Genomic DNA, 22554 nt, shown 5'->3' with positions numbered 1-22554 from the left:
GGCGTTACGAGACCGTCGGCGCCGGGGACGGGCCGGTCAGGCCCCGCTCCGCGCGCCAGCCGTCCACGATGGCCGCCTGGAGGCCGAACATCTCGGCCTTCTCGTCGGGTTCCTCGTGGTCGTAGCCCAGCAGGTGCAGCACTCCGTGGACGGTGAGGAGCTGGAGCTCCTCGTCCATGGAGTGCTGCGTCTCCGCTTCCTTGCCCTGCTTCAGCGCGACCTCGGGGCACAGCACGATGTCGCCGAGCAGCCCCTGCGGCGGCTCGTCGTCGTCCTTGGAGGGCGGGCGCAGCTCATCCATCGGGAAGGACATGACGTCCGTCGGCCCCGGGAGGTCCATCCACTGGATGTGGAGCTGCTCCATGGCGTCGGCGTCCACGACGATCACCGAGAGCTCGGAGAGCGGGTGGATGCGCATCCGAGCGAGCGCGTAGCGGGCGATGTCGAGGATCGCCTGCTCGTCGACCTCGGTGCCGGACTCGTTGTTGACGTCGATCGACATGGTGCTGTGTGTGTCTACTTCCCCTTGGGCCCGGACTTGCCGCGGCTCTTGTGCGCGCCGTTCCGGGTGCCGTGCGTGGTGTCGTACTTCTCGTACGCGTCGACGATACGGCCCACGAGCTTGTGGCGGACGACGTCCTGGGAGGAGAGCCGGGAGAAGTGGACGTCGTCCACGCCGTCGAGGATGTCCTGCACCTGCCGCAGACCGCTCTTCGTGCCGTCCGGCAGGTCGACCTGCGTGACGTCACCCGTGATCACGATCTTCGAGTCGAAGCCGAGGCGGGTGAGGAACATCTTCATCTGCTCGGGGCTGGTGTTCTGGGCCTCGTCCAGGATGATGAAGGCGTCGTTGAGCGTGCGGCCGCGCATGTAGGCGAGCGGCGCGACCTCGATGGTGCCCGCCGCCATCAGCCGCGGGATGGAGTCCGGGTCGAGCATGTCGTGCAGCGCGTCGTAGAGCGGGCGCAGGTAGGGGTCGATCTTCTCGTAGAGGGTGCCGGGCAGGAAGCCGAGGCGCTCGCCGGCCTCGACCGCCGGGCGGGTCAGGATGATGCGGTTGACCTGCTTGGACTGCAGGGCCTGCACGGCCTTGGCCATCGCCAGGTACGTCTTGCCGGTGCCCGCCGGGCCGATGCCGAAGACGATCGTGTGCTTGTCGATGGCGTCGACGTAGCGCTTCTGGTTGAGCGTCTTGGGACGGATCGTGCGGCCGCGCGAGGACAGGATGTTCTGCGTGAGCACCTCGGCCGGGGTCTCCTGGCCGTCGCTCTCGCCGTTGTCGCTCGCCTTCAGCATGGCGATCGAGCGTTCCACTGCGTCCTCCGTCATCGGCTGCCCGGTGCGGAGCACCAGCATCATCTCGTCGAACACGCGCGAAATGAGGGCGACGTCCTTCTGGTCGCCGACCGCGCTGATCTCATTGCCCCGGACATGGATGTCGGCCGCCGGGAAGGCCTTCTCGATCACGCGCAGGAGGGAGTCTCCGGACCCCAGGACGGTGACCATGGGGTGCTGGGCGGGGACGGTGAGCTGTGCTCTCGCCTGCTCCTGCGCGGGGGTGTGAGCTGTCGATGATTGAGTCATGGGCCGGCGCTGAAGGCCTGCGGTTCCTCCTCGTCACGGCCGCGCAGCTGAGGGCGGCCTCGCGATTCCCAGGGTACGACGGGGGAGTGACAAGGCCGTAGGGGTTTTGGAGTCGGGGTTCCGGCCTTCCGCCTCACGCCGAGCGGCGGAAGCCGATCGTGGGGACGGCACGCCGCAGCGGCCAGGGCCTCACCAGTTCCTCCGACACCAGGTCGGCCAGGAAGCCGTACCTCTCCAGGGCCACCGCGGACTGGCCCTCGACCGACTGCACCTTCCGCCACCACGCGGCGATCTCCGACCACCCCGGCGCCGACAGCGAGCCGCCGAACTCCTGCACCGACAGCGCCGCCGTCAGCCCGGCGAAGGCCAGCCGGTCCGCCAGCGGCCAGTCCGCCAGGGTCCCGGTCACGAACCCGGCGACGAACACGTCACCGGCCCCGGTCGGATCGAGCGCCTCGACCGCGATGGCCGGCACCTCCGCCGTCTCCCCCGTGCGCCGGTCCACGGCGTACGCTCCGTCCGCCCCGAGGGTGACCACCGCGAGCGGCACGTACTCGGTCAGGGCGTGAGCGGCGGCCCGGGGGCAGTCCGCGCCGGTGTACCGCATGGCCTCCTCGGCGTTCGGCAGGAACGCCTCGCAGTGCCGCAGGTCGGGCAGCCCGGCCAGGTCCCACGCTCCGGTGTCGTCCCAGCCGACGTCACCGAACACGCGGGTGCCCTTGCCGGCGGCCTGGGCGATCCAGGGCGCGCTCACGCCGGGCGCGAGGGAGGCGACGGCGGCCCGGGCGCGGGGCGGGCACTCGGGGGCCGGTTCCCCGGGGGGCGGCTCGTGGCCGTGCGAGACCATCGTGCGCTCCCCCTCGTAGGCCATGGAGACGGTCACCGGGGAGTGCCAGCCGGGCACCGTGCGCGACGGGGAGAGGTCGATGCCCTCGCCGTGCTCCAGGGCGTCCCAGCAGTAGTCGCCGTAGTGGTCGTCGCCGAAGGCCGCCGCGAGGGACGTACGCAGGCCGAGACGGGCCAGCGCGGTCGCCATGTTGGCTACGCCGCCGGGGCTCGATCCCATCCCGCGCGCCCAGGACTCCGTTCCGCGCACCGGGGCGGAGTCGAGGCCCGTGAAGATGATGTCCAGGAAGACGGTGCCGGTGAGGTAGACGTCCCAGGGCGGGTCGTCCGGTGTGCGCAGCGGGGCGAGGGGATCGACCTGGCTCTGGCGGGCCGGTCCCTTTCCGGTGGGGCCCTTTCCGGCCGGGGCGGTGGACGCGGTCACGATGCGCTCCCTGACGTGGTGCGGATCAGGCCAGTCTGCACCACATCACCGACGGCGTGACGCCGATCACGCCGGACCCACCCGTCCCGTCGGCCCGCGCCGGCCCTCACGCGCCCGCGCCCCGGCCGGGAGCGGGGCCTACCAGCGGGGCATCGAGGGCGTCACCCACGCGGGGTCGGCGATCCGCATCGCCGCCGCGTCGTCGCGGTCGCGCAGGGTGCCGTCGTCGTCCAGCCACCGCCGGTGCAGCACCGCCAGCCGCTCGCGGTCGAGTTCCACGCCGAGGCCGGGGGCGTCGGACACGGCGACCCGGCCGCCCTCGAAGACGAGCCGCTCGGTGAGGACGTCCTCGGACTGCCAGGGGTAGTGGGAGTCGCAGGCGTGATGGAGGTCCGGGACGGTGGCGGCCACGTGGGTCATCGCGGCGAGCGAGATGCCCAGGTGGGTGTTGGAGTGCATGGACACGCCGACGCCGAAGGAGCGGCAGACGGCGGCCAGCTGCTGGGTGTTGCGCAGCCCGCCCCAGTAGTGGTGGTCGCAGAGCACGACCTGGACGGCGCCCTCGGTGAAGGCCTCCTGGATCTCGGCGAAGGTCGTCACGCACATGTTGGTCGCGAGCGGCACCCCGGTCCGTGCGGCGACCTCGGCCATGGCGGGCGTGCCGAGCGCCGGGTCCTCCAGGTACTCCAGGACGTCCCCGAGCTCCCGGGCCACCTCCACGGACGTCTCCACGGACCAGGCGCCGTTCGGGTCGAGCCGCAGCGGGTGCCCCGGGAAGGCCTCCGCGAGGGCCCGCACGGCCGCGATCTCCTCGGCGGGCGGGAAGACGCCGCCCTTGAGCTTGAAGGAGGTGAAGCCGTACCGCTCCGTGAAGCGGCGGGCCTGCTCCACCACGCCCGCCGGGTCGACGGCGGCGCCCCAGTCGTCCTGCTCGGCCGACACGCCCTCGGGGTGGTGGGCCCACTTGTAGAACAGGTAGGCGCTGTACTCGACGGCGTCGCGGACCTTGCCGCCGAGCAGCGTGTGCACGGGCAGTCCGAGCGCCTTGCCGAGGGCGTCGAGGCAGGCGACCTCGAAGCCCGAGACGACGGACAGCCGCAGCTTGTCGGCGGTCTGCACGCCGCGCAGCCCGCCGACGTCGACGGCGTTCTCGACGCGGGACGCGTCCACCGCGACCTGGTCGGCGACCGTGAACAGGCCGTTCAGATCGCTGACCTGGCGTCCTTTCAGCCGCTCGGCGAAGGGCCGGGCCAGCTCCAGGTACTTGGCGTCGCCGTAGGTCTCCCCCACGCCGGTGACCCCGTCCGCGGTCTCGACCTCGACGATCAGCCGGGGCGTGTACGGCTGGTGCACGCCCTGGGTGTTCAGCAGCGGCGGGTCCGCGACCAGGACCGGTGTGAGCGTCACGTCGGTGATGGTGAGGTTCACAGGGAGGCTCCCACGAGGTCGAGTCCGGTGGTGAGGAGGGTGGTGAGGGCGGCCAGGTCGGCCGGTGAGGGGTCGGTGAGCGGGGCCCGCACGGGGCCCACGCGGTGGCCGCGGAGCCGGGCCGCCGCCTTCACCAGCGACACCGCGTACCCGGGGACGCGGTCGCGCAGTTCGACGAGCGGGACGTAGAAGGCGCGCAGCAGCTTGTCGACGGTGCCGTGGTCGCCGTCGCGCAGGGCGGTGAAGAAGGCTCCGGCGATCTCGGGGGCGAAGGCGTGGACGGCGGAGGAGTAGGCGGGGACACCGACGGTGGCGTAGGCACGGGCCTGGATCTCGGCGGTGGAGGCCCCGTTGAAGAACAGGAAGTCCTCGGGGGCGGCCGGCGTCAGGCGCTGGAGCCGGTCGAGGTCGCTGTGGCCGTCCTTGAGGCCGATGACGTTCGGCAGGGCGGCGATGCGGCGGAGCGAGCCGGCGGTGAAGGCGACCTGGCCGCGCTGGTGGGCGATCAGGGGCAGCGGGGTGCGGGCGGTGATCTGCTCCAGCTGGGCGACGAGGCTGTCCTGCGGGGCGGCGACGAGGTAGTGCGGCAGCACGAGGAGCGCGTCGGCTCCGGCGTCCTCGGCGATGCGCGCGAACCGGACGGCCTGGGCCCAGCCGTAGCCGGTGCCCGCGACGACGGGGACGCGGCCGGCCGCCTCCTCGACGGTGATGGTGACGACCTGCCGGTACTCGTCCTCGTCGAGTGAGAAGAACTCGCCGGTGCCACAGGCCGGGAACACCGCGCCGGGCGCGGCGGCGAGCCGCTCGGCGACGTAGGCGCGGAAGCCGCCCGGGTCGAGGGTGCCGTCGTCGCGGAAGGCGGTCAGCGGGAAGGACAGCACGCCGCCGGCCATGCCCTCCCGCAGCCGCCGTGCGACCGCCACCGGTCCGGCGCTGACGGTCGTCATCCCCCGGCATCTCCTTGTGTAGATGTCATCTATGTATGAGAATGAGGGTTGTGTATGCGAACGTCAACCGCCCGGGTGGCCCGCTTACCATCGGTGCATGTCAGACACAGGGGGCGTCCGTGAGGTGAAGTCCGCGGCACGCACGGTCGAGCTGCTGGAACTCCTCGCCGCGCGCGGCGACCGCCCGGCCCGGCTCCAGGAGCTGGCCGGCGAACTCGGCGTGCCGCGCAGCTCGATGTACGCCCTGCTACAGACCCTGATCTCGCGCGGCTGGGTCCGCACCGACGTCACCGGGTCCCTGTACGGCATCGGCATCCACGCCCTGCTCACCGGGACGAGCTACCTCGACTCCGACCCGCGCGTGCGGGCGGTACGGCCGTGTCTCGACGAGGCCTCCGAGGCGCTCGGCGAGACCATTCACATGGGCCGGCTGGACGGCCGGGACGTGGCGTATCTGGCCACGCGGGAGTCGCACGAGTACCTGCGCACGATCAGCCGGGTGGGACGGCGGCTGCCCGCGCACGCCGGCGCCCTGGGCAAGGCCCTGCTGGCGGAACGCCCGGACGGGGATCTGCCCGAGGGGCCGTACGAGGCACTGACCCGGAACTCGCACACGAGCAGGGAGTCGCTGGCGGCCGACCTCGCCGAAGTCCGGACCCGGGGCTACTCGGTGGACCGGGAGGAGGGCGTGACCGGCATCGTCGGCTTCGGATTCGCGCTGCGCTACGACACTCCGGCGCAGGACGCGATCAGCTGCTCGGTGCCGGTCGCCCGGCTGACAGCCGGGCACGAGGAACGGATCGTGGCCGTGATGCGGGAGATCAGGGCGAAGGCCGAGGCGACCGTTCCGGCGGGGTCCGGATCGGTGCACTGGCGCTAGCGAAGGCGCCCGCGAGCACCGGCGACAGCCCACTCGGCGCCTGACGAAACACGCTCGTGTACCCGGGCTTCACCACCCCAAACGCAACGTGCTCCAGATCACACACCCCGGGCTCCCGTGGGCGACTACGTGCTTGATACAAATTGCCAGCGCGTTCCTGTCCGTCGACGGTCGTCGCCCACCCCCCTTTCCCCCGCTCCTTTCGCATGCCCTGGGAACGCCCGTGTTCGCCCCCCGCACCACCCCCTGGCCCCTCGTCGCCCTTTTCACGGCCGGGTACCTCGCTCCGTATCTGCTGCCGACCACCGTCGGCAGGCTCGACTCGGACCTTCCGCTCTCCGCCACCCACGCCGGTGCCGTCGGCAGTGCCCTGCTGCTGAGTTCGGCCGCCGCCGGCTTCGTCCTGGCCTCCCGGGTCGAACGGATCGGGGCCCGCACCCTCGCCCGGCTCGGTCTCGCCCTGGCCCTGCTCGGCTACGGCGGCGCGGCCCTGAGCACCGCCGTCCCCGTGGTCGTCGCCGGCGCGGTCGTCGGCGGGTTCGGCTCCGGCACGGCCACCACCGTCGCCGCCACGCTCATCGCCGCCCAGCGGGATCCGCACCGGGCCTCCACGGCCGGGCTGCTCAGCGTCTCCGCCCTCGCGGGCGCCGTGTATCTGACCGTGCCGCACCTCGGCCCGGGCCACGGGCTGCCCCTGGCCGCGATCGCCCTCACGGCCCTGGCCGTCTGGCCGCTGACGGGCCGTCTCCCCGCAGGCGCGCCCGCCGCCCCCGCCCGGCAGGACAAGGCCCGGCTGCCGCACGCCCGTTCCGGGCTGGTGCTCGCCGGCGCCATGCTGTGCTGGTCGCTCGCCCAGAACTCCCTGTGGGGCGTGAGCGGCCGGATCGGCCTGGAGCAGGTGCACCTGGGTGAGGCCACCGTCGGTGTGGTCTTCGCCCTCGGCCTCGGCGCCGGGCTGGCCGGGGTCCTCGCGGCGGGCGCCCTCGGGGCCCGTCTCGGCCGCGCGCTGCCCATCGGCGGCGGCACGGTCCTCATCGCCGCCTGCATCGTGCTCAGCGCCTCCGCGACCGACCTGGGAAGCTTCGCGGCCGGCGAGATCGCCTGGAACACGCTCTACCCGGTGGTGCTGTCGTACCTCATCGGGCTCGCGGCCTCGCTCGACCCGCGCGGCCGCTGGGCGGTGCTGGTCGGCTCGGCTTCCTCGCTGGGCACCGCCGCCGGGCCGCTGACCGGCAGCGTGCTGTCGGCGCAGGCCGGGTTCCCGGTCATGGGCGCGGTCCTCGGCGCGGGACTGCTGGTGATCGCCCTGCCGATGACCGCCGTCGCCCTGCACACCGGCGGACGCCCGCTGCTGCCCGGCGCGATCCGCCGCCGCGGCGGCCACCCGGCCGCGCTGGTCGCCGCCGCCACGGGCACGCCCACCGGCGCGATCCCCGAGATCGGCGCCCCGGAGCAGCCGGTGGTCGAGATCCCGGTGGAGACCCCGGCCGTCCCCGCCCAGCGTGCCTACGACAAGGCGGGGTCGGAGGTCTTCTGAGGCCCTACCGGAAGGTGTACGCCTCCACCTCGGCGAGATACCGCGCCCGCAGCTCCTCGTCGTCCTCCAGGAACGAGGCGAGGAAGGAGTTGCGGGCGAGCTCGCGCAGCCGCTCGTCGGGCAGGCCGAGAGTGGCGCGCACGGCGTCGAAGTTGTCGCCGGCGTAGCCGCCGAAGTAGGCCGGGTCGTCGGAGTTGACCGTGCACATCAGGCCGGCGTCCAGCATGGCGGGCAGCGGGTGGTCGGCGAGGGTGTCGACGGTGCGCAGCCGGACGTTGGACAGCGGGCACAGCGTCAGCGGCACCCGGTCGCGCACCAGCCGCTCCACCAGCGCCGGGTCCTCCACGCAGCGCAGCCCGTGGTCGACGCGTTCGACGCCGAGGACGTCCAGCGCCTCGGTGACGTACTCCGGCGGACCCTCCTCACCGGCGTGGGCGACCCGCCGCAGTCCGAGGGCGGCGGCGGCCTCGTAGACCTCGCGGAACTTCACCGGCGGATGCCCGACCTCGGCGGAGTCGAGGCCGACGCCGGTGATCCGGTCCAGGTAGGGCTTGGCCGCGTCCAGCGTGGCCAGGGCCGACTCGGCGGACTCGTCGCGCAGGAAGCACAGGATCAGCCGGGTCGAGACACCGTGGTTCGCCTCGCTGTTCCCCAGCGCCCGCCACAGCCCCTCGACGACCGTGCCGATGTCCAGCCCGCGGCCGGTGTGGGCCTGCGGGTCGAAGAAGATCTCCGCGTGCCGCACGCCCTGCGCGGCGGCCCGGGCGAGATAGGCGTTCGCCAGGTCCTCGAAGTCCCGCTCGGTGCGCAGGACGGCCATGAGCTCGTAGTACAGGTTCAGGAAGGACTGAAGGTCCTCGAACCGGTAGGCCTCGCGCAGCGCGTCCGTGTCGGCGTACGGCAGCGTGACACCGTTGCGCGCGGCGAGCTCGAAGGCGAGTTCCGGTTCCAGGGTGCCTTCGATGTGAAGGTGCAGTTCGGCTTTGGGGAGGAACATCAATTCATCGTACGGCCGTTTCACCGACGCTTCGGAACCGGCACCCTCAGGAGATCGTGGGCCACGGTCAGCTCGCCGTCGTACCCCGCGGCCCGGGCCTGGCGCTCGAACTCCTCCGGATCGGTGTAGCGCTGGCTGAAGTGGGTCAGCACGAGGTGCCGCACGCCGGCGTCCCGGGCCACCCGGGCCGCCTGACCTGCCGTCAGGTGACCGTGCTCGACGGCGAGTTCCTCGTCCTCGTCGAGGAACGTCGACTCGATGACGAGCAGGTCGCAGCCCTCCGCGAGCGCGTACACGCCGTCGCACAGCCGGGTGTCCATGACGAACGCGAACCGCTGCCCGCGCCGCGTCTCGCTGACGTCTGCCAGGCTGACTCCGGCGAGTTCCCCCTCGCGCTGGATCCGGCCGACGTCCGGGCCCTTGATGCCGTGCGCGGCGAGCCGCTCGGGCAGCATCCGGCGGCCGTCGGGCTCGACGATCCGGTAGCCGTACGACTCCACCGGGTGCGACAGCTTGCGGGCCTGAAGCGTGTAGGCGCCCGTGCGGGCCAGCGGCCCGTCGGCGGCGACCGGGGCCTCGGTGATGCCGACGGTCTCGCGGTAGGCGGTGGCGTACCGGAGCCGGTCGAAGAAGCGCTGCCCGGAGCGGGGGTAGTGGGCGGTGATCTCGTGCGGCACCTTGTCCAGGTTGATGCGCTGGATCACGCCGGCGAGACCGAGGGAGTGGTCGCCGTGGAAGTGCGTCACGCAGATCCGGTTCAGGTCGTGCGCGGCGACCCCGGCACGCAGCATCTGGCGCTGCGTGCCCTCGCCGGGGTCGAAGAGGATGCCCTCGCCGTCCCAGCGCAGCAGGTAGCCGTTGTGGTTGCGGTGCCGGGTCGGGACCTGGCTGGCGGTGCCGAGGACCACGAGTTCACGTACGGACAAGGCGGATTACCCCGGGGGCCATTCGAGGCCGCGGCCGCCGAGCACGTGGCCGTGCACGTGCCACACCGTCTGGCCGGCGCCGCTGCCGGTGTTGAAGACGAGGCGGTAGCTGTCGAGCTTCTCCTCGTCGGCGACGGCCTGGGCCTCGCGGACGACGTCGGCGGTGAGGGCCGGATCGGCTGCGGCGAGGGCGGCGGCGTTCTCGTAGTGCGCCTTGGGGATGATCAGGACGTGGGTGGGGGCCTGGGGGTTGATGTCGCGGAACGCGATGGTGGTGTCTGTCTGGCGGACGATCGTCGCCGGGACGGTGCCCGCGACGATCTTGCAGAACAGGCAGTCTTCCTGGGGCTCCCCTGCCATGTCTCCTCCGAGGGTTGGGCCGGTGCGGTCCGGCTTGGGCATCGTATCGTCGTCGGGTGCGGGTGCGTTGTGGCTGGTCGCGCCGTTCCCCGCGCCCCTTACGTGGGCAAGCCTGGAGGCGTTTTCGCCGGACTGGTCTCCAGTGCCTCCAGTGCCAGTCGGATGGCCTCGTCCAGTTGGGTGTCCCTGTGCGCCGCGTAGTCCTGAGGGCGCTGGACCACCTCCACGTCCGGGTCGACCCCGTGGTTCTCCACGCCCCACTCGTAGCCCTCCAGCCAGAAGGCGTACTTGGGCTGGGTGACGAGGGTGCCGTCGACCAGGCGGTAGCGGCTGTCGATGCCGATGACGCCACCCCAGGTGCGGGTGCCGACGACCGGGCCGAGGCCGAGGGCCTTGATCGCCGCGTTGACGATGTCGCCGTCGGAGCCGGAGAACTCGTTGGCGACGGCCACGACGGGGCCGCGCGGGGCGTCCTCCGGGTAGCTGTAGGGGCGCATGCCGCGCGGGACGGCCCAGCCGACGATGCGGCGGGCCAGCTTCTCGACGACCAGCTGCGAGGTGTGGCCGCCCCGGTTCTCGCGGACGTCGACGACCAGGCCCTCCCGGGCGACCTCGACACGCAGATCGCGGTGGATCTGGGCCCAGCCGGGGGCCTGCATGTCGGGGACGTGGAGGTAGCCGAGGCGGCCTCCGGACTTCTCGTGGACGTAGGCGCGGCGGTCGGCGACCCAGGCGTGGTAGCGCAGGGGTTCCTCGTCGGCGACGGGGACGACGACGGCGTGCCGGGGGTCGCCGCCGCCGGACGGGGAGATGGTCAGCTCCACCGGCTTGTTCGCCGTGCCGATCAGCAGCGGGCCGGGGCCGAGAACGGGGTCGACCGGCTGTCCCGCGATGGCGACGATGGCGTCACCGGGGCGTACCGCGACGCCCGGGGCGGCCAGCGGGCTGCGGGCGTCCGGGTCGGAGGTCTCGGAGGGCAGGATCCGGTCGACCCGCCAACTGCCGTCCCCATGGCGGGAGATGTCGGCGCCGAGCAGGCCCTGGCGGGGGCCGTGGCCGTGGCCGCCGCGCGGGGTGACATAGGCGTGCGAGGTGCCGAGCTCGCCCTGGACCTCCCACAGCAGGTCGACCAGGTCGTCGTGGGTGGCGAGCCGCTCCACGACCGGGCGGTAGCGGTCGAGGACACCGTCCCAGTCGACGCCGCTCATGTCGGGCCGCCAGAAGTGGTCCCGCATGATGCGGCCGTTCTCGTCGAACATCTGGCGCCACTCGGCCGCCGGGTCCACGAACTGGCGTACCCGGCCCAGGTCGACGGTGATGTTGGAGTCGCTGTCGTCGTCACCCGAGGCGCGCCGGTCGCTGGGCACGACCTTCAGCCGCCCGTCGGTCCACAGCAGCACCCGCTTGCCGTCGCCGCTCACCGCGAAGTGGTCGGCGTCGACGGCGAGATGCTCGACGCGCTGCTGGGCGAGGTCGTAGCGCTCCAGCTCGGACTTGGGGTCGGGGTCGTCGGGGGTGGCCCGCGACGCGCCGAGCACGCCGGTGACCGGGTGGCGCAGCCACAGGACGCCGTCCTTGGCGGCGCGCAGGTTGGTGTAGCGGGCGGCCTCGACCGGGAAGGGCACGATGCGGTCGGCAAGGCCTTCGAGGTCGATGCGGGTGGTGGGGGTGCCCTCGCTGTCGGGGGTCTCCTCCCGGTCGGGCGTATCGAAGGACCGGCCGTGCCGCTGCGGTCCGAACGGGGAGGGCGTGGTGGCCGCGAGGGTGATCAGATGCGGCCGGGCGCCCACGACGAAGGCCAGGTCGAAGACGTGCTCGTCGTAGACCGGGTCGAAGGAGCGGGTCGACAGGAACGCGAGGTGCTTGCCGTCCATCGTGAACGCGGGCGCGTAGTCCTGGAAGCGCAGCGGGGTGGCTTCGGTGACCGACAGGTCGGTGGTGTTGGCCAGCTTCAGCTGGCACAGGGGCCGGGGGCCGGGGTGGGACCAGGCCAGCCAGGAGGAGTCGGGCGAGAAGACGGGCCCGGACACGTCGCCGTCCTCGCTGCGGTCCACCTCGCGCACCTCGCCGGTCTCCCGCTCCACGAGCAGCAGCCGGCCGTCGTGGCAGGCGACCGCCGCCCGGCTGCCGTCGGGCGCCATGGCGAGGTCCAGCACCCGGCCGAGCTGCCCGGCGGCGATCCGGCGGGGAGTCGCCCCGGGGGCGAGTCCGGTGGCGGGTGCGAACTCCAGGGCGTCGTCGCCCTCGGCGTCCGTCACCCACACCACCCATTCCTCGCCGTCCGCGCGGAACGTCCGCGGCAGCCGGGCCCGCACGCCGGGCGTGGCGGCCAGGGCGCGGGCCGGTCCTGCACGATGGGTGACCCAGTGCACGGAGCCGCGCACGGCGACCGCGCTGCCGCGCGCGGTGTGGTCCGGGGACGCCGAGCCGAACCAGCGGGAGGCGTTCACCGGGAACGGTTGGAGATCGGTGCGCTGTCCGCCCAGCCGCACCTCCAGCCGCCGCGGCTCGGCCCCCTCCAGGTCGTCGAGCACCCACAGTTCACCGGCGCTGGAGTAGACGACCCGGGTGCCGTCGGTCGCGGCGTGCCGGGCGTAGAAACCGTCGAGAGGGGTGTGGCGCCGCAGGTCGGAGCCGTCGGCGAGGGAGGAGTAGAGCGCTCCGGTGCCCTCGTGGTCGGAGAGGAAGGCGATCCGGTCGCCCGCCCACAGCGGGTACTCGATGTTCCCGTCGACGTCCTCGTGCAGCCGTACGAACTCGCCGTCGCCCTCCCGGTCGATCCACAGCTTGCCCGCCGTGCCGCCCCGGTACCGCTTCCACCAGGCCGCCTCCCGGCCCATCGGCGCGGACAGCAGCACCGTGTGCGGGCCGTGGGCGACGTCGCCGACGGGCCCGTACGGCAGGGTGGTGGCCGGGCCGCCGTCCAGCGGGACGGCACGGGCCCAGGTGCGGCGCAGGCTCGCCTGCCCCTCGGTGCTGATCGCCAGGACCTCGCCGTCGGGAGTCCAGCCGCGCACCTGCGTCTTGAGACTCCCCCAGTACGTCAGCCGCTTGGCCGGACCGCCGTCGACCGGGGCGACGAGCACCTCGGGGGCGCCGTCTCTGGTGGAGGTCCAGGCGACCGTGGTGCCGTCGGGCGAGATGCGGGGGTGGGTCACCGGCATGTTGTCGGCGCTGACCCGCCAGGCCCGGCCGCCGTCGAGCGGGGCGAGCCACACGTCGTCCTCGGCGGTGAAGGCGACCAGGTCGCCGTGCACATGGGGGAACCGGAGGTAAGCAGACGATGTCACCTGATCACCCTATGCAGGGACGACGCCGCGCGGACAGGGTTCGGATCACTTGCCCTCGACAGGGCGGCAGTCCGGATACTGCTCGCACCAGATGGTCTGGGTGACGGTCACCGTGACGGTCGGACCGGGCTGCCCGGCCGGCGGCCCGCCGACGGGGGGCGGACTGGTGGAGTTGCAGTCGCCGAGCCCGTCGACCTCGAACCACACCTTGCCGTCCACCTTGGCGGTGATCTTCCCGCGCACACACGCCCCGTCCACCGCGTGCGTGACCTTGCCGTCGACGGTGATCTCCTTGCCGTCGTCGGTCTCGCCCTCGCAGTCGACGGTCGCGACGGTCCGCTCACGCGCCGAGGGTGACGACTTCCCGCCGCTCTCCCCGTAGGAGGCGGTGCAGGTGAGCCAACGCACGCCCGCCTTCTGCCGGTTGAGCTCTTTGGTCACGGTCTCGTCGGTGGTGTACGCGACGGACGCGGAGCTGATGCTGCCCGGCTCGCAGGCGACGGCGCCGCCCACCGCCACCGCGGCGAACGTCGCCGCGACCGCCACGCGCCGGCCGCGCGGTCCCATCCGATTCCTCCTGGAAGCCCCCATGGAGGGGAGCCTGCCACTGACGGAGGCCGCGCGGTAGGGCGCAAAGGCGTCAGCCGCGCAGCAGCAGCCACTCCCGGAGCTCCACCAAGTCGCCCCCGGGGTCCTTGGGATGAGCCACCCGCATCCGGTCCGTCAGGGGCGCCGGGCCGTGCGGCACCGTGGCGCCGCGCATCGTGATCTCCTCGCAGTACGCGTCCAGCCCGTCCACCCGCAGCACGACCGCTCCGCTCACGCATCTGGCCAACGCCCCGCACGGCCGGTACGTGCTGGCCTGTCGGATTGTCTTCGCGCACCGGGGCCGCGAGTGGGCCGACCGTGTGGCGGCCAACCGGGCAGTCGCCTACCGCATCCACCCGGATCTGGAGCGCGACCGCTGGTACGTGGGCGCCGCCTGGCAGATCCCGCCCACCCCCACCTTCCCGACCGAGACCGCCCTCGCCCACGGGGTGATCGGCGTCGACATGAACGCAGACCACTTGGCCACCTGGCGCCTGGATGTCTATGGCAACCCGACCGGCAGCCCACGGACTTCACCGCGGAGAAGACCCGCGAGAAACACGGCCGTAAGAAGCGCTTCCGGCAGCTGATCTCCGGCATGCCGACGGGCCGCCTGCGCGCCCGGCTGGCTTCGATGGCGGATCAGACGGGTATCGCGGTCATCGCCGTCACCCCGCCTGCACCAGCCGCTGGGGTGCCCAGCACTGGCAAAAACCCCTCACCAGCATGACTCGTACACCCACTCGCCACGATGCTGCCGCCGTGGCGATCGCAAGGCGCGCCCAGCAACGCCCGATCCGGCGACGGACGGCACCGCCCCCACCGCACCGGAGTGATGCGGTGGGGCATCGGACCGTCCAGGCCGATCGGCGTGTTCCTGGACGTGAGGGAACCCGCCCCCTCGTCCCCGGACCACGGACACGATCCGTCGGCGCCGGACGCGGAGCGAACGCGGGCAACCAGAACGTCCAACACCGTCCGGGGCGTTCGGCTGAGCATGAGTTCCGGCAGCAGGACGCACTCCCGCTAGGAACGGTCAGGACCAGCGTCCGGTGCGTGCCAGGAGTACGGCCGCGGCGGCCGTCCCGGCCGTCGATGTGCGCAGCACACTGCGCCCCAGGCGGTACGCCTGCGCCCCCGCCTCCTCGAACAGCGCCAGCTCCTCCGGCGCCACGCCCCCCTCGGGCCCCACGACCAGCACGATCTCGCCGGTGGCCGGCAGTTCGGCCGTGGCCAGCGGCGCGTCCCCGCTCTCGTGCAGCACGGCCGCGAAGTCCGCCCCGGCCAGCAGAGCGGCGACCTGCTTGGTCGTCGCCGCCGGAGCGACTTCCGGGAAGCGCACCCGGCGGGACTGCTTGCCGGCCTCCCGGGCCGTCGCCCGCCACTTGCCCAGTGCCTTGACCCCGCGGTCGCCCTTCCACTGCGTGATGCAGCGCACCGCCGCCCAGGGCACGATCGCGTCGACGCCGACCTCGGTCATCGTCTCCACGGCGAGCTCGCCCCGGTCGCCCTTGGGCAGCGCCTGGACGACCGTGACCCGGGGCTCCTCCACGGGCTCCTCGGACACCGAGTCCAGCTGGAGGATCAGCCGGTCCTTGCCCTCCGTGTCGAGCACGACGCAGTCCGCCCAGCGGCCCGCCCCGTCCGTGAGCACGACGTTCTCGCCGGCGCGCAGGCGCTTCACGGAGACGGCGTGCCGCCCCTCCGGCCCGTCGAGGACGTACCGGCCGCCACCGCCCGCGTCGAAGTGCTCGACGACGAACACCGGCGCGGTCACAGCACGCCACCGCCCGTCAACGCGGCCCGGGCGGCTGCCAGTTCACCGGCCAGCACCTCGACGAGCTGCCCGGCGGGCAGCTCCCGCGCCATGCGGTGCCCCTGCCCGGCCCACAGCGCCATGCCCTGCGCGTCACCGGCCTTGGCGGCGGCCTTGCGCAGCGGCGAGGTGAGGTGATGGATCTCGGGGTAGGCGGCGGGCGCGTACGGGCCGTGCTCGCGCAGGAACCGGTTGACGAGACCGCGCGCGGGCCGCCCGGAGAACGCCCGGGTCAGCTCCGTGCGGACGAACAGGGGGTTGGTTAGGGCCCGCTTGTGCAGGGCGTTCGCGCCCGACTCGTGCGTGGCGAGGAAGGCGGTGCCCAGCTGGGCGGCGCTCGCGCCCGCCGCGAGCACGCCGGCGATCTGGCTGCCACGCATGATGCCGCCGGCGGCGACGATCGGGATGCCGACGGCCTCGCGGACCTGGGCGATCAGCGACAGCAGCCCGAGGCCGGAACCGTCCGTCTCGGGGATGTCCCGGTGGGTGCCCTGGTGGCCGCCGGCCTCGATGCCCTGGGCGATGACCGCGTCCGCGCCCGCCCGCTCCACGGCCCGGGCCTCGTCGGGGGTGGTCGCGGCGGCCAGGACGAAGGTGCCGACGCGGTGCAGGGCGTCGACGACCTCACGGCTCGGGACGCCGAAGTGGAACGACACCACCGGTACGGGGTTGTCGCGCAGCACCACGAGCTTGGCCTCGAAGCCGTCGTCGCGTCCGCTGTCCGGATCGCCGAGCTCGGCCTCGTACCAGGTGGCCTCGCCGGCCAGCTGATGGGCGTAGACGTCAACGGCGGCCGGGTCGGCGTACTCCGGCTGCGGCATGAAGACGTTGACGCCGAAGGGCCTGCCGGTGAGGCTCCGGATCTGCTTGATCTCCTGGTACATCCCGTCGGCGGTCTTGTACCCGGCGGCGAGGAATCCGAGCCCGCCCGCCTCGCACACGGCCGCGGCGAGCTGCGGTACGGAGACGCCGCCCGCCATGGGGGCCTGCACGATCGGGAGGGGGAAGAGATCGGTCAGTGCGGAGGACATGACCGCATGTTGTCACGTCCTCCGAACAACTCCGAAACCGGCCTGCCGACTGGCATAGACCAGAAGCACGCCCGGCGTCAGCGCCCGTGAAGGCGTCCTTCAGCCGCGAGAACAGCCCCTGCCGCCCCGGCTGACCGTGCCCGCCCGGGGGACCACCCCCGAACCCCCGGCAGCAGCCGGACCGCTCGCGTCAACGCCCGTTGAACGCATCCTTCAGCCGCGAGAACAGCCCCTGCTGCCCCGGCTGGAACTGCCCCGTGGGGCGTTCCTCGCCGCGGAGTTTGGAGAGCTCGCGCAGCAGGCGTTCCTGCTCGGGGTCGAGCTTGGTCGGGGTCTGGACCTCGACGTGGACGATGAGGTCGCCGCGTCCGCCGCCGCGCAGGTGCGTGACGCCCCGGCCGTGCAGCGGGATCGACTGGCCGGACTGGGTGCCCGGGCGGATGTCGACCTCCTCCATGCCGTCGAGCGTCTCCAGCGGCACCTTCGTGCCGAGGGCCGCCGCCGTCATGGGGATGGTCACCGTGCAGTGCAGGTCGTCGCCGCGCCGCTGGAACGTGCTGTGCGGCAGCTCGTGGATCTCGACGTAGAGGTCTCCGGCCGGACCGCCGCCGGGGCCGACCTCGCCCTCGCCGGCGAGCTGGATGCGCGTGCCGTTGTCGACACCGGCCGGGATCTTCACCGTGAGCGTGCGGCGGGACCGGACGCGGCCGTCGCCCGCGCACTCCGGGCACGGAGTCGGCACGACCGTGCCGAAGCCCTGGCACTGCGGGCACGGGCGGGACGTCATGACCTGGCCCAGGAAGGACCGGGTGACCTGCGAGACCTCACCGCGGCCGCGGCACATGTCACACGTCTGGGCGGAGGTGCCCGGGGCCGCGCCCTCACCGCTGCACGTGTTGCAGACGACGGCCGTGTCGACCTGGATGTCCTTCGTCGTACCGAAGGCCGCCTCGTCGAGCTCGACCTCGATGCGGATCATCGCGTCCTGGCCGCGGCGGGTGCGCGAGCGCGGTCCGCGCTGCGACGCCGTGCCGAAGAACGCGTCCATGATGTCCGAGAAGTTCCCGAACCCGCCGGCTCCGAAGCCGCCCGCGCCGCCGCCACCGGCCTGCGAGAGCGGGTCGCCGCCGAGGTCGTAGACCTGCTTCTTCTGCGGGTCCGACAGCACCTCGTAGGCGGCGTTGATCTCCTTGAACCGCTCCTGGGTCTTCGGATCGGGGTTGACGTCCGGGTGCAGCTCGCGGGCGAGCCGCCGGAAGGCCTTCTTGATCTCTTCCTGCGAAGCGTCGCGGCGCACGCCGAGTACGGCGTAGTAGTCCGTGGCCACTACGACTCCGCCAGGATCTGTCCGACGTACCGTGCCACTGCGCGTACCGCTCCCATCGTTCCCGGGTAGTCCATGCGGGTCGGTCCGACCACGCCGAGCTTGGCGACTGCCTCGCCGCCCGAACCGTAGCCGACCGACACGACGGACGTGGAGTTGAGTCCTTCGTGGGCGTTCTCATGACCGATCCGTACGGTCACGCCCGGATCCTTCGCCTCGCCGAGCAGCTTGAGGAGCACGACCTGCTCCTCAAGCGCCTCCAGCACCGGCCGGATCGTGAGGGGGAAGTCATGCCCGAAGCGGGTCAGATTGGCGGTGCCGCCGATCATCAGCCGCTCCTCGTTCTCCTCGACGAGCGTCTCCAGGAGTGTGGAGAGCACCGTGGAGACCGTACCCCGGTCCTCGTGCTCGAACGCCTCCGGGAGATCTTCCACCAGACTCGGCACATCCGCGAAACGGCGGTTCGCCACACGGCTGTTGAGCCGCGCGCGCAGATCCGCGAGCGAGGCGTCGCCGAAGGGCGCCGGGCAGTCGACCACGCGCTGCTCGACCCGGCCGGTGTCCGTGATCAGCACGAGCATCACCCGCGCGGGCGCCAGGGAGAGCAACTCCACGTGCCGCACGGTCGAGCGCGTCAGCGACGGGTACTGCACGACGGCGACCTGGCGCGTGAGCTGCGCGAGCAGCCGCACCGTGCGCGCCACGACGTCGTCGAGGTCGACGGCGCCCTCGAGGAAGTTCTGGATCGCGCGCCGCTCGGGCGCGGTCATCGGCTTGACACCGGCGAGCTTGTCGACGAACAGCCGGTAACCCTTGTCGGTGGGGATGCGCCCGGCGCTGGTGTGCGGCTGGGCGATGTACCCCTCGTCCTCCAGGGCCGCCATGTCGTTGCGGACGGTGGCCGGGGAGACGCCGAGGCTGTGCCGCTCGGTGAGGGCCTTGGAGCCCACCGGCTCCTCGGTGCCGACGTAGTCCTGGACGATGGCGCGCAGCACCTGAAGCCTGCGTTCACTGAGCATCGCGCACACCTCCAGATGTCCTTGCCTGCTGCCCTGCCGGTCCGGCCTGGCACTCTGCGTGTGCGAGTGCCAGCATTCCCCGGCCCAGTGTACGGCGGTGGGGTACACCCCCGGCAAGGCTGGTCGTGCGGCGTCGTGCCCCGAGCGGGCCGCACCGCTAGCGTCGCCGTATGACGGTGACTTGGGAAGACCTCGGGTGGGAGCGCGTGGCCGCCGGGGTGGGGCGGTGCCGGCTTCCGGTGTGGGACTGCACGGCGGGGCTGGTCGCCGGTGAGGGCGCGGTCCTTCTGATCGACGCGGGGTCGAGTCTCGCGGAGGGCGTGAAGCTGCGCGCGCAGGCCCGGTCGCTCACCGGCCACCGTGTGACACATCTCGCGCTGACCCATCCGCACTTCGACCACGTCTTCGGGATGGCGGCGTTCCCGGACGCGGAGGTGTTCGGCGCGGTGGGCGTGGACGCGGTGCTGACACGGGCGCGGGACCGGGAGGAGCTGCGCGCGGACGCGGTACGCCACGGCCTGGCGGCGCCCACGGCCGAGGAGGCGGCGCAGCGGCTGGCACCGCCCGGCCACCTGGTCTCCGGCGAGTGGACCCTCGACCTGGGCGGTGGCCGTCAGGTGCTGCTGGCGAACGTCGGCCCGGGCCACACCGCGCACGACCTGGCGGTACTGGTGCCGGGTGATCCGGAGGTGGTGTTCTGCGGCGACCTGGTCGAGGAGTCCGGGGAGCCGCAGGCGGGCCCCGACGCGGTGCCGTCGCACTGGCCGGCCGCCCTGGACCGGCTGCTCGACCTGGGCGGCGAGGACGCGCTGTACGTGCCCGGTCACGGAGCGGTGGTCGACGCGGCGTTCGTGCGGGCGCAACGGGACGCGCTGGCGGCGCGTTTCGGCGTGTCGCGGTGATCGCCCTCGGTCTTCTCCTATCGTCATGCGAATGCGCCAGTACTCCGCCGATCTGACCCCGCCGTGGAAGAAGCCGAAGCCGGTGCCCGAGGTCGCGGCGGAGCCGGGTCTGGTGGTGGAGGAGCCGGGGACCGGCTTCTGCGGCGCGGTGATCCGGTGCGAGGCGGGCACGGTGACGCTGGAGGACCGCTTCGGCAAGCACCGGGTGTTTCCGATGGAGCCACGCGGCTTCCTGCTGGAGGGCAGGGTGGTGACGCTCGTCCGTCCCGCGCCGGGCGGCCCCGCGCGCCCCACCCGCACGGCCTCCGGTTCGGTCGCCGTCCCCGGCGCACGCGCGCGGGTCGCCCGCGCCGGCCGCATCTACGTCGAGGGCCGCCACGACGCCGAGCTGGTGGAGAAGGTCTGGGGCGACGACCTGCGCATCGAGGGCGTGGTCGTGGAGTACCTGGAGGGCGTCGACGACCTGCCGTCGATCGTCTCCGACTTCGCCCCCGGGCCGGACGCACGGCTGGGCGTCCTGGTGGACCACCTCGTACCCGGCTCGAAGGAGTGGCGCATCGCGGAGTCGGTGACGAGCGAACACGCCCTGGTCGTCGGCCACCCGTACATCGACATCTGGGAGGCGGTGAAGCCGTCGTCCCTGGGCATCGACGCCTGGCCCCGGATCCCGCGCGGCCAGGACTGGAAGACGGGCGTGTGCAGGGCCCTGGGCTGGCCCGAGAACACCGGCGCGGCCTGGCAGCGGATCCTGTCGGGGGTCCACTCGTACAAGGACCTGGAGCCGGAGCTGCTGGGCCGCGTGGAGGAACTGATCGACTTCGTCACGGCGCCGGCGTAGCTGTTTTAACTGCGGGCCGTCGTGGCGCTGGGGCGGCACGGGTAGGGGCAGCAGCACCCCGCTCCGCCGGGCTGCGCACCCACCCGGCCTCAGCCCCCACCCCGAGCACCTCAGTCCACGAGGTCTCGTACAACCCCGTCAGCCAGCAACCGCCCCCGCAGCGTGAGCACGGCCCGCCCTTCGTCGTACGGGCCCTTCTCCAGGAGCCCGTCCGCCAGCGCCGCCCGCGAGGCGGCCAGACCCTCCGGCCTGAGCAGCGACAACGGCACGCCCTCCCTGAGCCGCAGCTCCAGCAGGATCCGCTCGACCCGCCGGTCCTCATCGCTGAGCACCTCACGCCCGGCCCCCGGCGACCTCCCCGAAGCCAGCGCACCCGCGTACGCCCCAGGATGCTTGACGTTCCACCACCGCACCCCGCCCACATGGCTGTGCGCACCGGGCCCGGCCCCCCACCAGTCGGCCCCCCGCCAGTACAGCTCGTTGTGCAGACACCGCCCCGCCTGCGAGGTCGCCCAGTTCGACACCTCGTACCACTCGAAGCCGGCGCCCGAGAGCACCTCGTCCGCGATCAGGTACCGGTCGGCATGCACGTCGTCGTCGGTCATCGGCACCTCACCGCGCCGGATCCGCCGTGCGAGCTGCGTCCCCTCCTCGACGATCAGGGCGTAGGCGCTGACATGGTCCGGCCCGGCGCCCAGCACGGCGTCCAGCGAGGCCCGCCAGTCGTCGTCGGACTCCCCCGGCGTGCCGTAGATCAGGTCGAGGTTCACGTGCTCGAACCCGGCGCCCCGGGCCTCCGCGACGCACGCCTCGGGCCGCCCCGGCGTATGCGTGCGGTCCAGCACCTTCAGCACATGCTGCCGGGCGCTCTGCATCCCGAAGGAGATCCGGTTGAAGCCCCCCTCGCGCAGGGCGGCCAGGTACCCGGGATCAACCGACTCCGGGTTCGCCTCGGTCGTGACCTCGGCGTCCTCCGCCAGCCCGAACTCGTCCCGCACCGCCTTCAGCATCCGTACCAGGTCACCGGCGTCCAGCAGCGTGGGCGTGCCCCCGCCCACGAACACCGTCCGGACCGGCCGCGGGTCGTCGCCCAGCACCTTGCGCGCCAGCCGGACCTCGTCGGCCAGCGTCTCGGCGTAGTTGTCGCGAGAGGCGAGGATGCCGCCGGTACCGCGCAGCTCGGTCGCGGTGTACGTGTTGAAGTCGCAGTAGCCGCAGCGGGTCGCGCAGTACGGGACGTGCAGGTAGAACCCGAGCGGGCGGTCGGCGGCCCCGGCGAGCGCGGACGCGGGCAGCGTGCCGTCGTCGGGGACGGGCTCGCCGTCGGGAAGTGCGGAAGGCATGCCCTCCATTGTCCAGCACCCGGGGGGTCAGTCCGCCTGGAGCACCAGCAGCGCGAGATCGTCCGCCGGGGGCCGCGCCCCGAACTCGTGCACGAGCCGCTTGATCCGCTCGGCTATGAGCTCCGCGTCCAGGCCCGCGCACCCGGCGAGGGCCGCCGCGAGGCCGTCCCCGTCGTCGAACTGGCGGGAGCCGGAACGGCGCTCGGTCACTCCGTCGGTGACGCACAGCAGCGTGTCTCCGGAGCGCAGCTCGAAGGACTCGCTGGTGTAGGTGGCGTCCTCGACGACGCCCAGCAGGGTCTGCGGCTGCGCGCACGGGTGGACCTCGCCGCCCGCCCCGAGCCGCAGGGGCAGCGGGTGCCCGGCGGAGGCGACGGTGCAGCGGACCCCGCCGTCGAAGGGGACCAGCTCGCCGTAGAGCAGGGACAGGAAGCGCGTCTGCGGGCCGTCGCCGGGCGGGGTCGGCCGCGCGCC

The 22554-nt window shown here is 72.9% G+C and carries 20 protein-coding genes and 2 pseudogenes; 5 read left to right on the top strand and 17 right to left on the bottom strand.

What is annotated here, in order from left to right:
* Positions 1–4: 4 nt before the first annotated feature.
* The 5 genes from ybeY to GTY56_RS30955 all read right to left on the bottom strand — a co-directional run bounded on the left by ybeY (position 5) and on the right by GTY56_RS30955 (position 5229).
* Entirely contained in the window at positions 5–502 is a 498-nt protein-coding gene (gene ybeY, locus GTY56_RS30975) for an rRNA maturation RNase YbeY (RefSeq protein ID WP_033306334.1), read from the bottom strand.
* A 14-nt stretch (positions 503–516) separates the two neighbouring features.
* Complete coding sequence (locus GTY56_RS30970) at positions 517–1584, bottom strand: PhoH family protein (protein ID WP_161368597.1); 1068 nt, start codon at positions 1582–1584, stop codon at positions 517–519.
* Positions 1585–1717: 133 nt separating this feature from the next.
* Entirely contained in the window at positions 1718–2854 is a 1137-nt protein-coding gene (locus tag GTY56_RS30965; RefSeq protein ID WP_161368596.1) for a PfkB family carbohydrate kinase, read from the bottom strand.
* A gap of 138 nt (positions 2855–2992) precedes the next feature.
* Entirely contained in the window at positions 2993–4282 is a 1290-nt protein-coding gene (locus GTY56_RS30960) for an enolase C-terminal domain-like protein (RefSeq protein ID WP_161368595.1), read from the bottom strand.
* Complete coding sequence (locus GTY56_RS30955) at positions 4279–5229, bottom strand: 5-dehydro-4-deoxyglucarate dehydratase (RefSeq protein ID WP_161368594.1); 951 nt, start codon at positions 5227–5229, stop codon at positions 4279–4281. The genes GTY56_RS30960 and GTY56_RS30955 overlap by 4 nt, the downstream gene beginning before the upstream one ends.
* A 97-nt stretch (positions 5230–5326) precedes the next feature.
* On the opposite strand from GTY56_RS30955, the gene GTY56_RS30950 reads away from it, so the two are divergent.
* Together GTY56_RS30950 and GTY56_RS30945 are read left to right on the top strand one after the other, a co-directional pair.
* On the top strand, positions 5327–6109 hold the full coding sequence (locus GTY56_RS30950) for an IclR family transcriptional regulator (protein ID WP_161368593.1): 783 nt from the start codon (positions 5327–5329) through the stop codon (positions 6107–6109).
* 223 nt (positions 6110–6332) lie between these two features.
* The gene (locus GTY56_RS30945; protein ID WP_161368592.1) at positions 6333–7646 is read left to right on the top strand and encodes an MFS transporter; all 1314 of its coding nucleotides are present in this window, start codon (positions 6333–6335) and stop codon (positions 7644–7646) included.
* Positions 7647–7650: 4 nt separating this feature from the next.
* Here the strand turns inward: GTY56_RS30945 and GTY56_RS30940 are convergent, their stop codons facing one another.
* The 6 genes and pseudogenes from GTY56_RS30940 to GTY56_RS30915 all read right to left on the bottom strand — a co-directional run.
* On the bottom strand, positions 7651–8643 hold the full coding sequence (locus GTY56_RS30940; RefSeq protein WP_161368591.1) for an adenosine deaminase: 993 nt from the start codon (positions 8641–8643) through the stop codon (positions 7651–7653).
* Positions 8644–8663: 20 nt separating this feature from the next.
* Complete coding sequence (locus GTY56_RS30935; protein ID WP_161368590.1) at positions 8664–9569, bottom strand: ribonuclease Z; 906 nt, start codon at positions 9567–9569, stop codon at positions 8664–8666.
* Between the two features lie 6 nt (positions 9570–9575).
* Positions 9576–9929, bottom strand: a complete 354-nt coding sequence (locus GTY56_RS30930) for a histidine triad nucleotide-binding protein (RefSeq protein WP_161368589.1) — start codon at positions 9927–9929, stop codon at positions 9576–9578.
* A 98-nt stretch (positions 9930–10027) separates the two neighbouring features.
* Entirely contained in the window at positions 10028–13219 is a 3192-nt protein-coding gene (locus GTY56_RS30925; RefSeq protein WP_161368588.1) for a S41 family peptidase, read from the bottom strand.
* Positions 13220–13264: 45 nt separating this feature from the next.
* Positions 13265–13786 carry a hypothetical protein gene (locus GTY56_RS30920; protein ID WP_161368587.1) on the bottom strand — a complete coding sequence of 174 codons (522 nt, stop codon included), beginning with the start codon at positions 13784–13786 and terminating at the stop codon, positions 13265–13267.
* Between the two features lie 73 nt (positions 13787–13859).
* Positions 13860–14033: pseudogene (locus tag GTY56_RS30915) on the bottom strand (VOC family protein); the annotation flags it as partial.
* On the opposite strand from GTY56_RS30915, the pseudogene GTY56_RS30910 reads away from it, so the two are divergent.
* Positions 14032–14837, top strand: a pseudogene (locus GTY56_RS30910) (transposase family protein); the annotation flags it as partial. The pseudogenes GTY56_RS30915 and GTY56_RS30910 overlap by 2 nt on opposite strands.
* A 6-nt stretch (positions 14838–14843) precedes the next feature.
* On the opposite strand, the gene GTY56_RS30905 reads toward GTY56_RS30910, so the two are convergent.
* The 4 genes from GTY56_RS30905 to hrcA form a co-directional block, all read right to left on the bottom strand.
* Entirely contained in the window at positions 14844–15584 is a 741-nt protein-coding gene (locus GTY56_RS30905; RefSeq protein ID WP_161368586.1) for a 16S rRNA (uracil(1498)-N(3))-methyltransferase, read from the bottom strand.
* Positions 15581–16654 carry a nitronate monooxygenase gene (locus GTY56_RS30900; protein ID WP_161368585.1) on the bottom strand — a complete coding sequence of 358 codons (1074 nt, stop codon included), beginning with the start codon at positions 16652–16654 and terminating at the stop codon, positions 15581–15583. Before GTY56_RS30900 ends, GTY56_RS30905 begins: the two co-directional genes overlap by 4 nt.
* 190 nt (positions 16655–16844) lie before the next feature.
* Positions 16845–17981, bottom strand: a complete 1137-nt coding sequence (gene dnaJ / locus GTY56_RS30895) for a molecular chaperone DnaJ (protein WP_033306348.1) — start codon at positions 17979–17981, stop codon at positions 16845–16847.
* The gene (gene hrcA / locus GTY56_RS30890) at positions 17981–18997 is read right to left on the bottom strand and encodes a heat-inducible transcriptional repressor HrcA (RefSeq protein WP_033306349.1); all 1017 of its coding nucleotides are present in this window, start codon (positions 18995–18997) and stop codon (positions 17981–17983) included. The genes dnaJ and hrcA overlap by 1 nt, the downstream gene beginning before the upstream one ends.
* A 170-nt stretch (positions 18998–19167) precedes the next feature.
* On the opposite strand from hrcA, the gene GTY56_RS30885 reads away from it, so the two are divergent.
* Together GTY56_RS30885 and GTY56_RS30880 are read left to right on the top strand one after the other, a co-directional pair.
* Complete coding sequence (locus tag GTY56_RS30885) at positions 19168–19899, top strand: MBL fold metallo-hydrolase (protein ID WP_161368584.1); 732 nt, start codon at positions 19168–19170, stop codon at positions 19897–19899.
* A gap of 31 nt (positions 19900–19930) precedes the next feature.
* The gene (locus GTY56_RS30880) at positions 19931–20737 is read left to right on the top strand and encodes a DUF3097 domain-containing protein (protein ID WP_161368583.1); all 807 of its coding nucleotides are present in this window, start codon (positions 19931–19933) and stop codon (positions 20735–20737) included.
* A gap of 110 nt (positions 20738–20847) precedes the next feature.
* Here the strand turns inward: GTY56_RS30880 and hemW are convergent, their stop codons facing one another.
* Together hemW and GTY56_RS30870 are read right to left on the bottom strand one after the other, a co-directional pair.
* Complete coding sequence (hemW, locus tag GTY56_RS30875; protein ID WP_161368582.1) at positions 20848–22080, bottom strand: radical SAM family heme chaperone HemW; 1233 nt, start codon at positions 22078–22080, stop codon at positions 20848–20850.
* Positions 22081–22107: 27 nt separating this feature from the next.
* The coding region (locus GTY56_RS30870) for a PP2C family protein-serine/threonine phosphatase (protein ID WP_161368581.1) at positions 22108–22554 on the bottom strand (447 nt) is incomplete at its 5' end.

Origin of the sequence: Streptomyces sp. SID5643, from assembly GCF_009872555.1 — a bacterium.
GTDB classification, from domain to species: domain Bacteria; phylum Actinomycetota; class Actinomycetes; order Streptomycetales; family Streptomycetaceae; genus Streptomyces; species Streptomyces iakyrus.
This window is presented reverse-complemented; position numbering and strand designations above follow the sequence as displayed.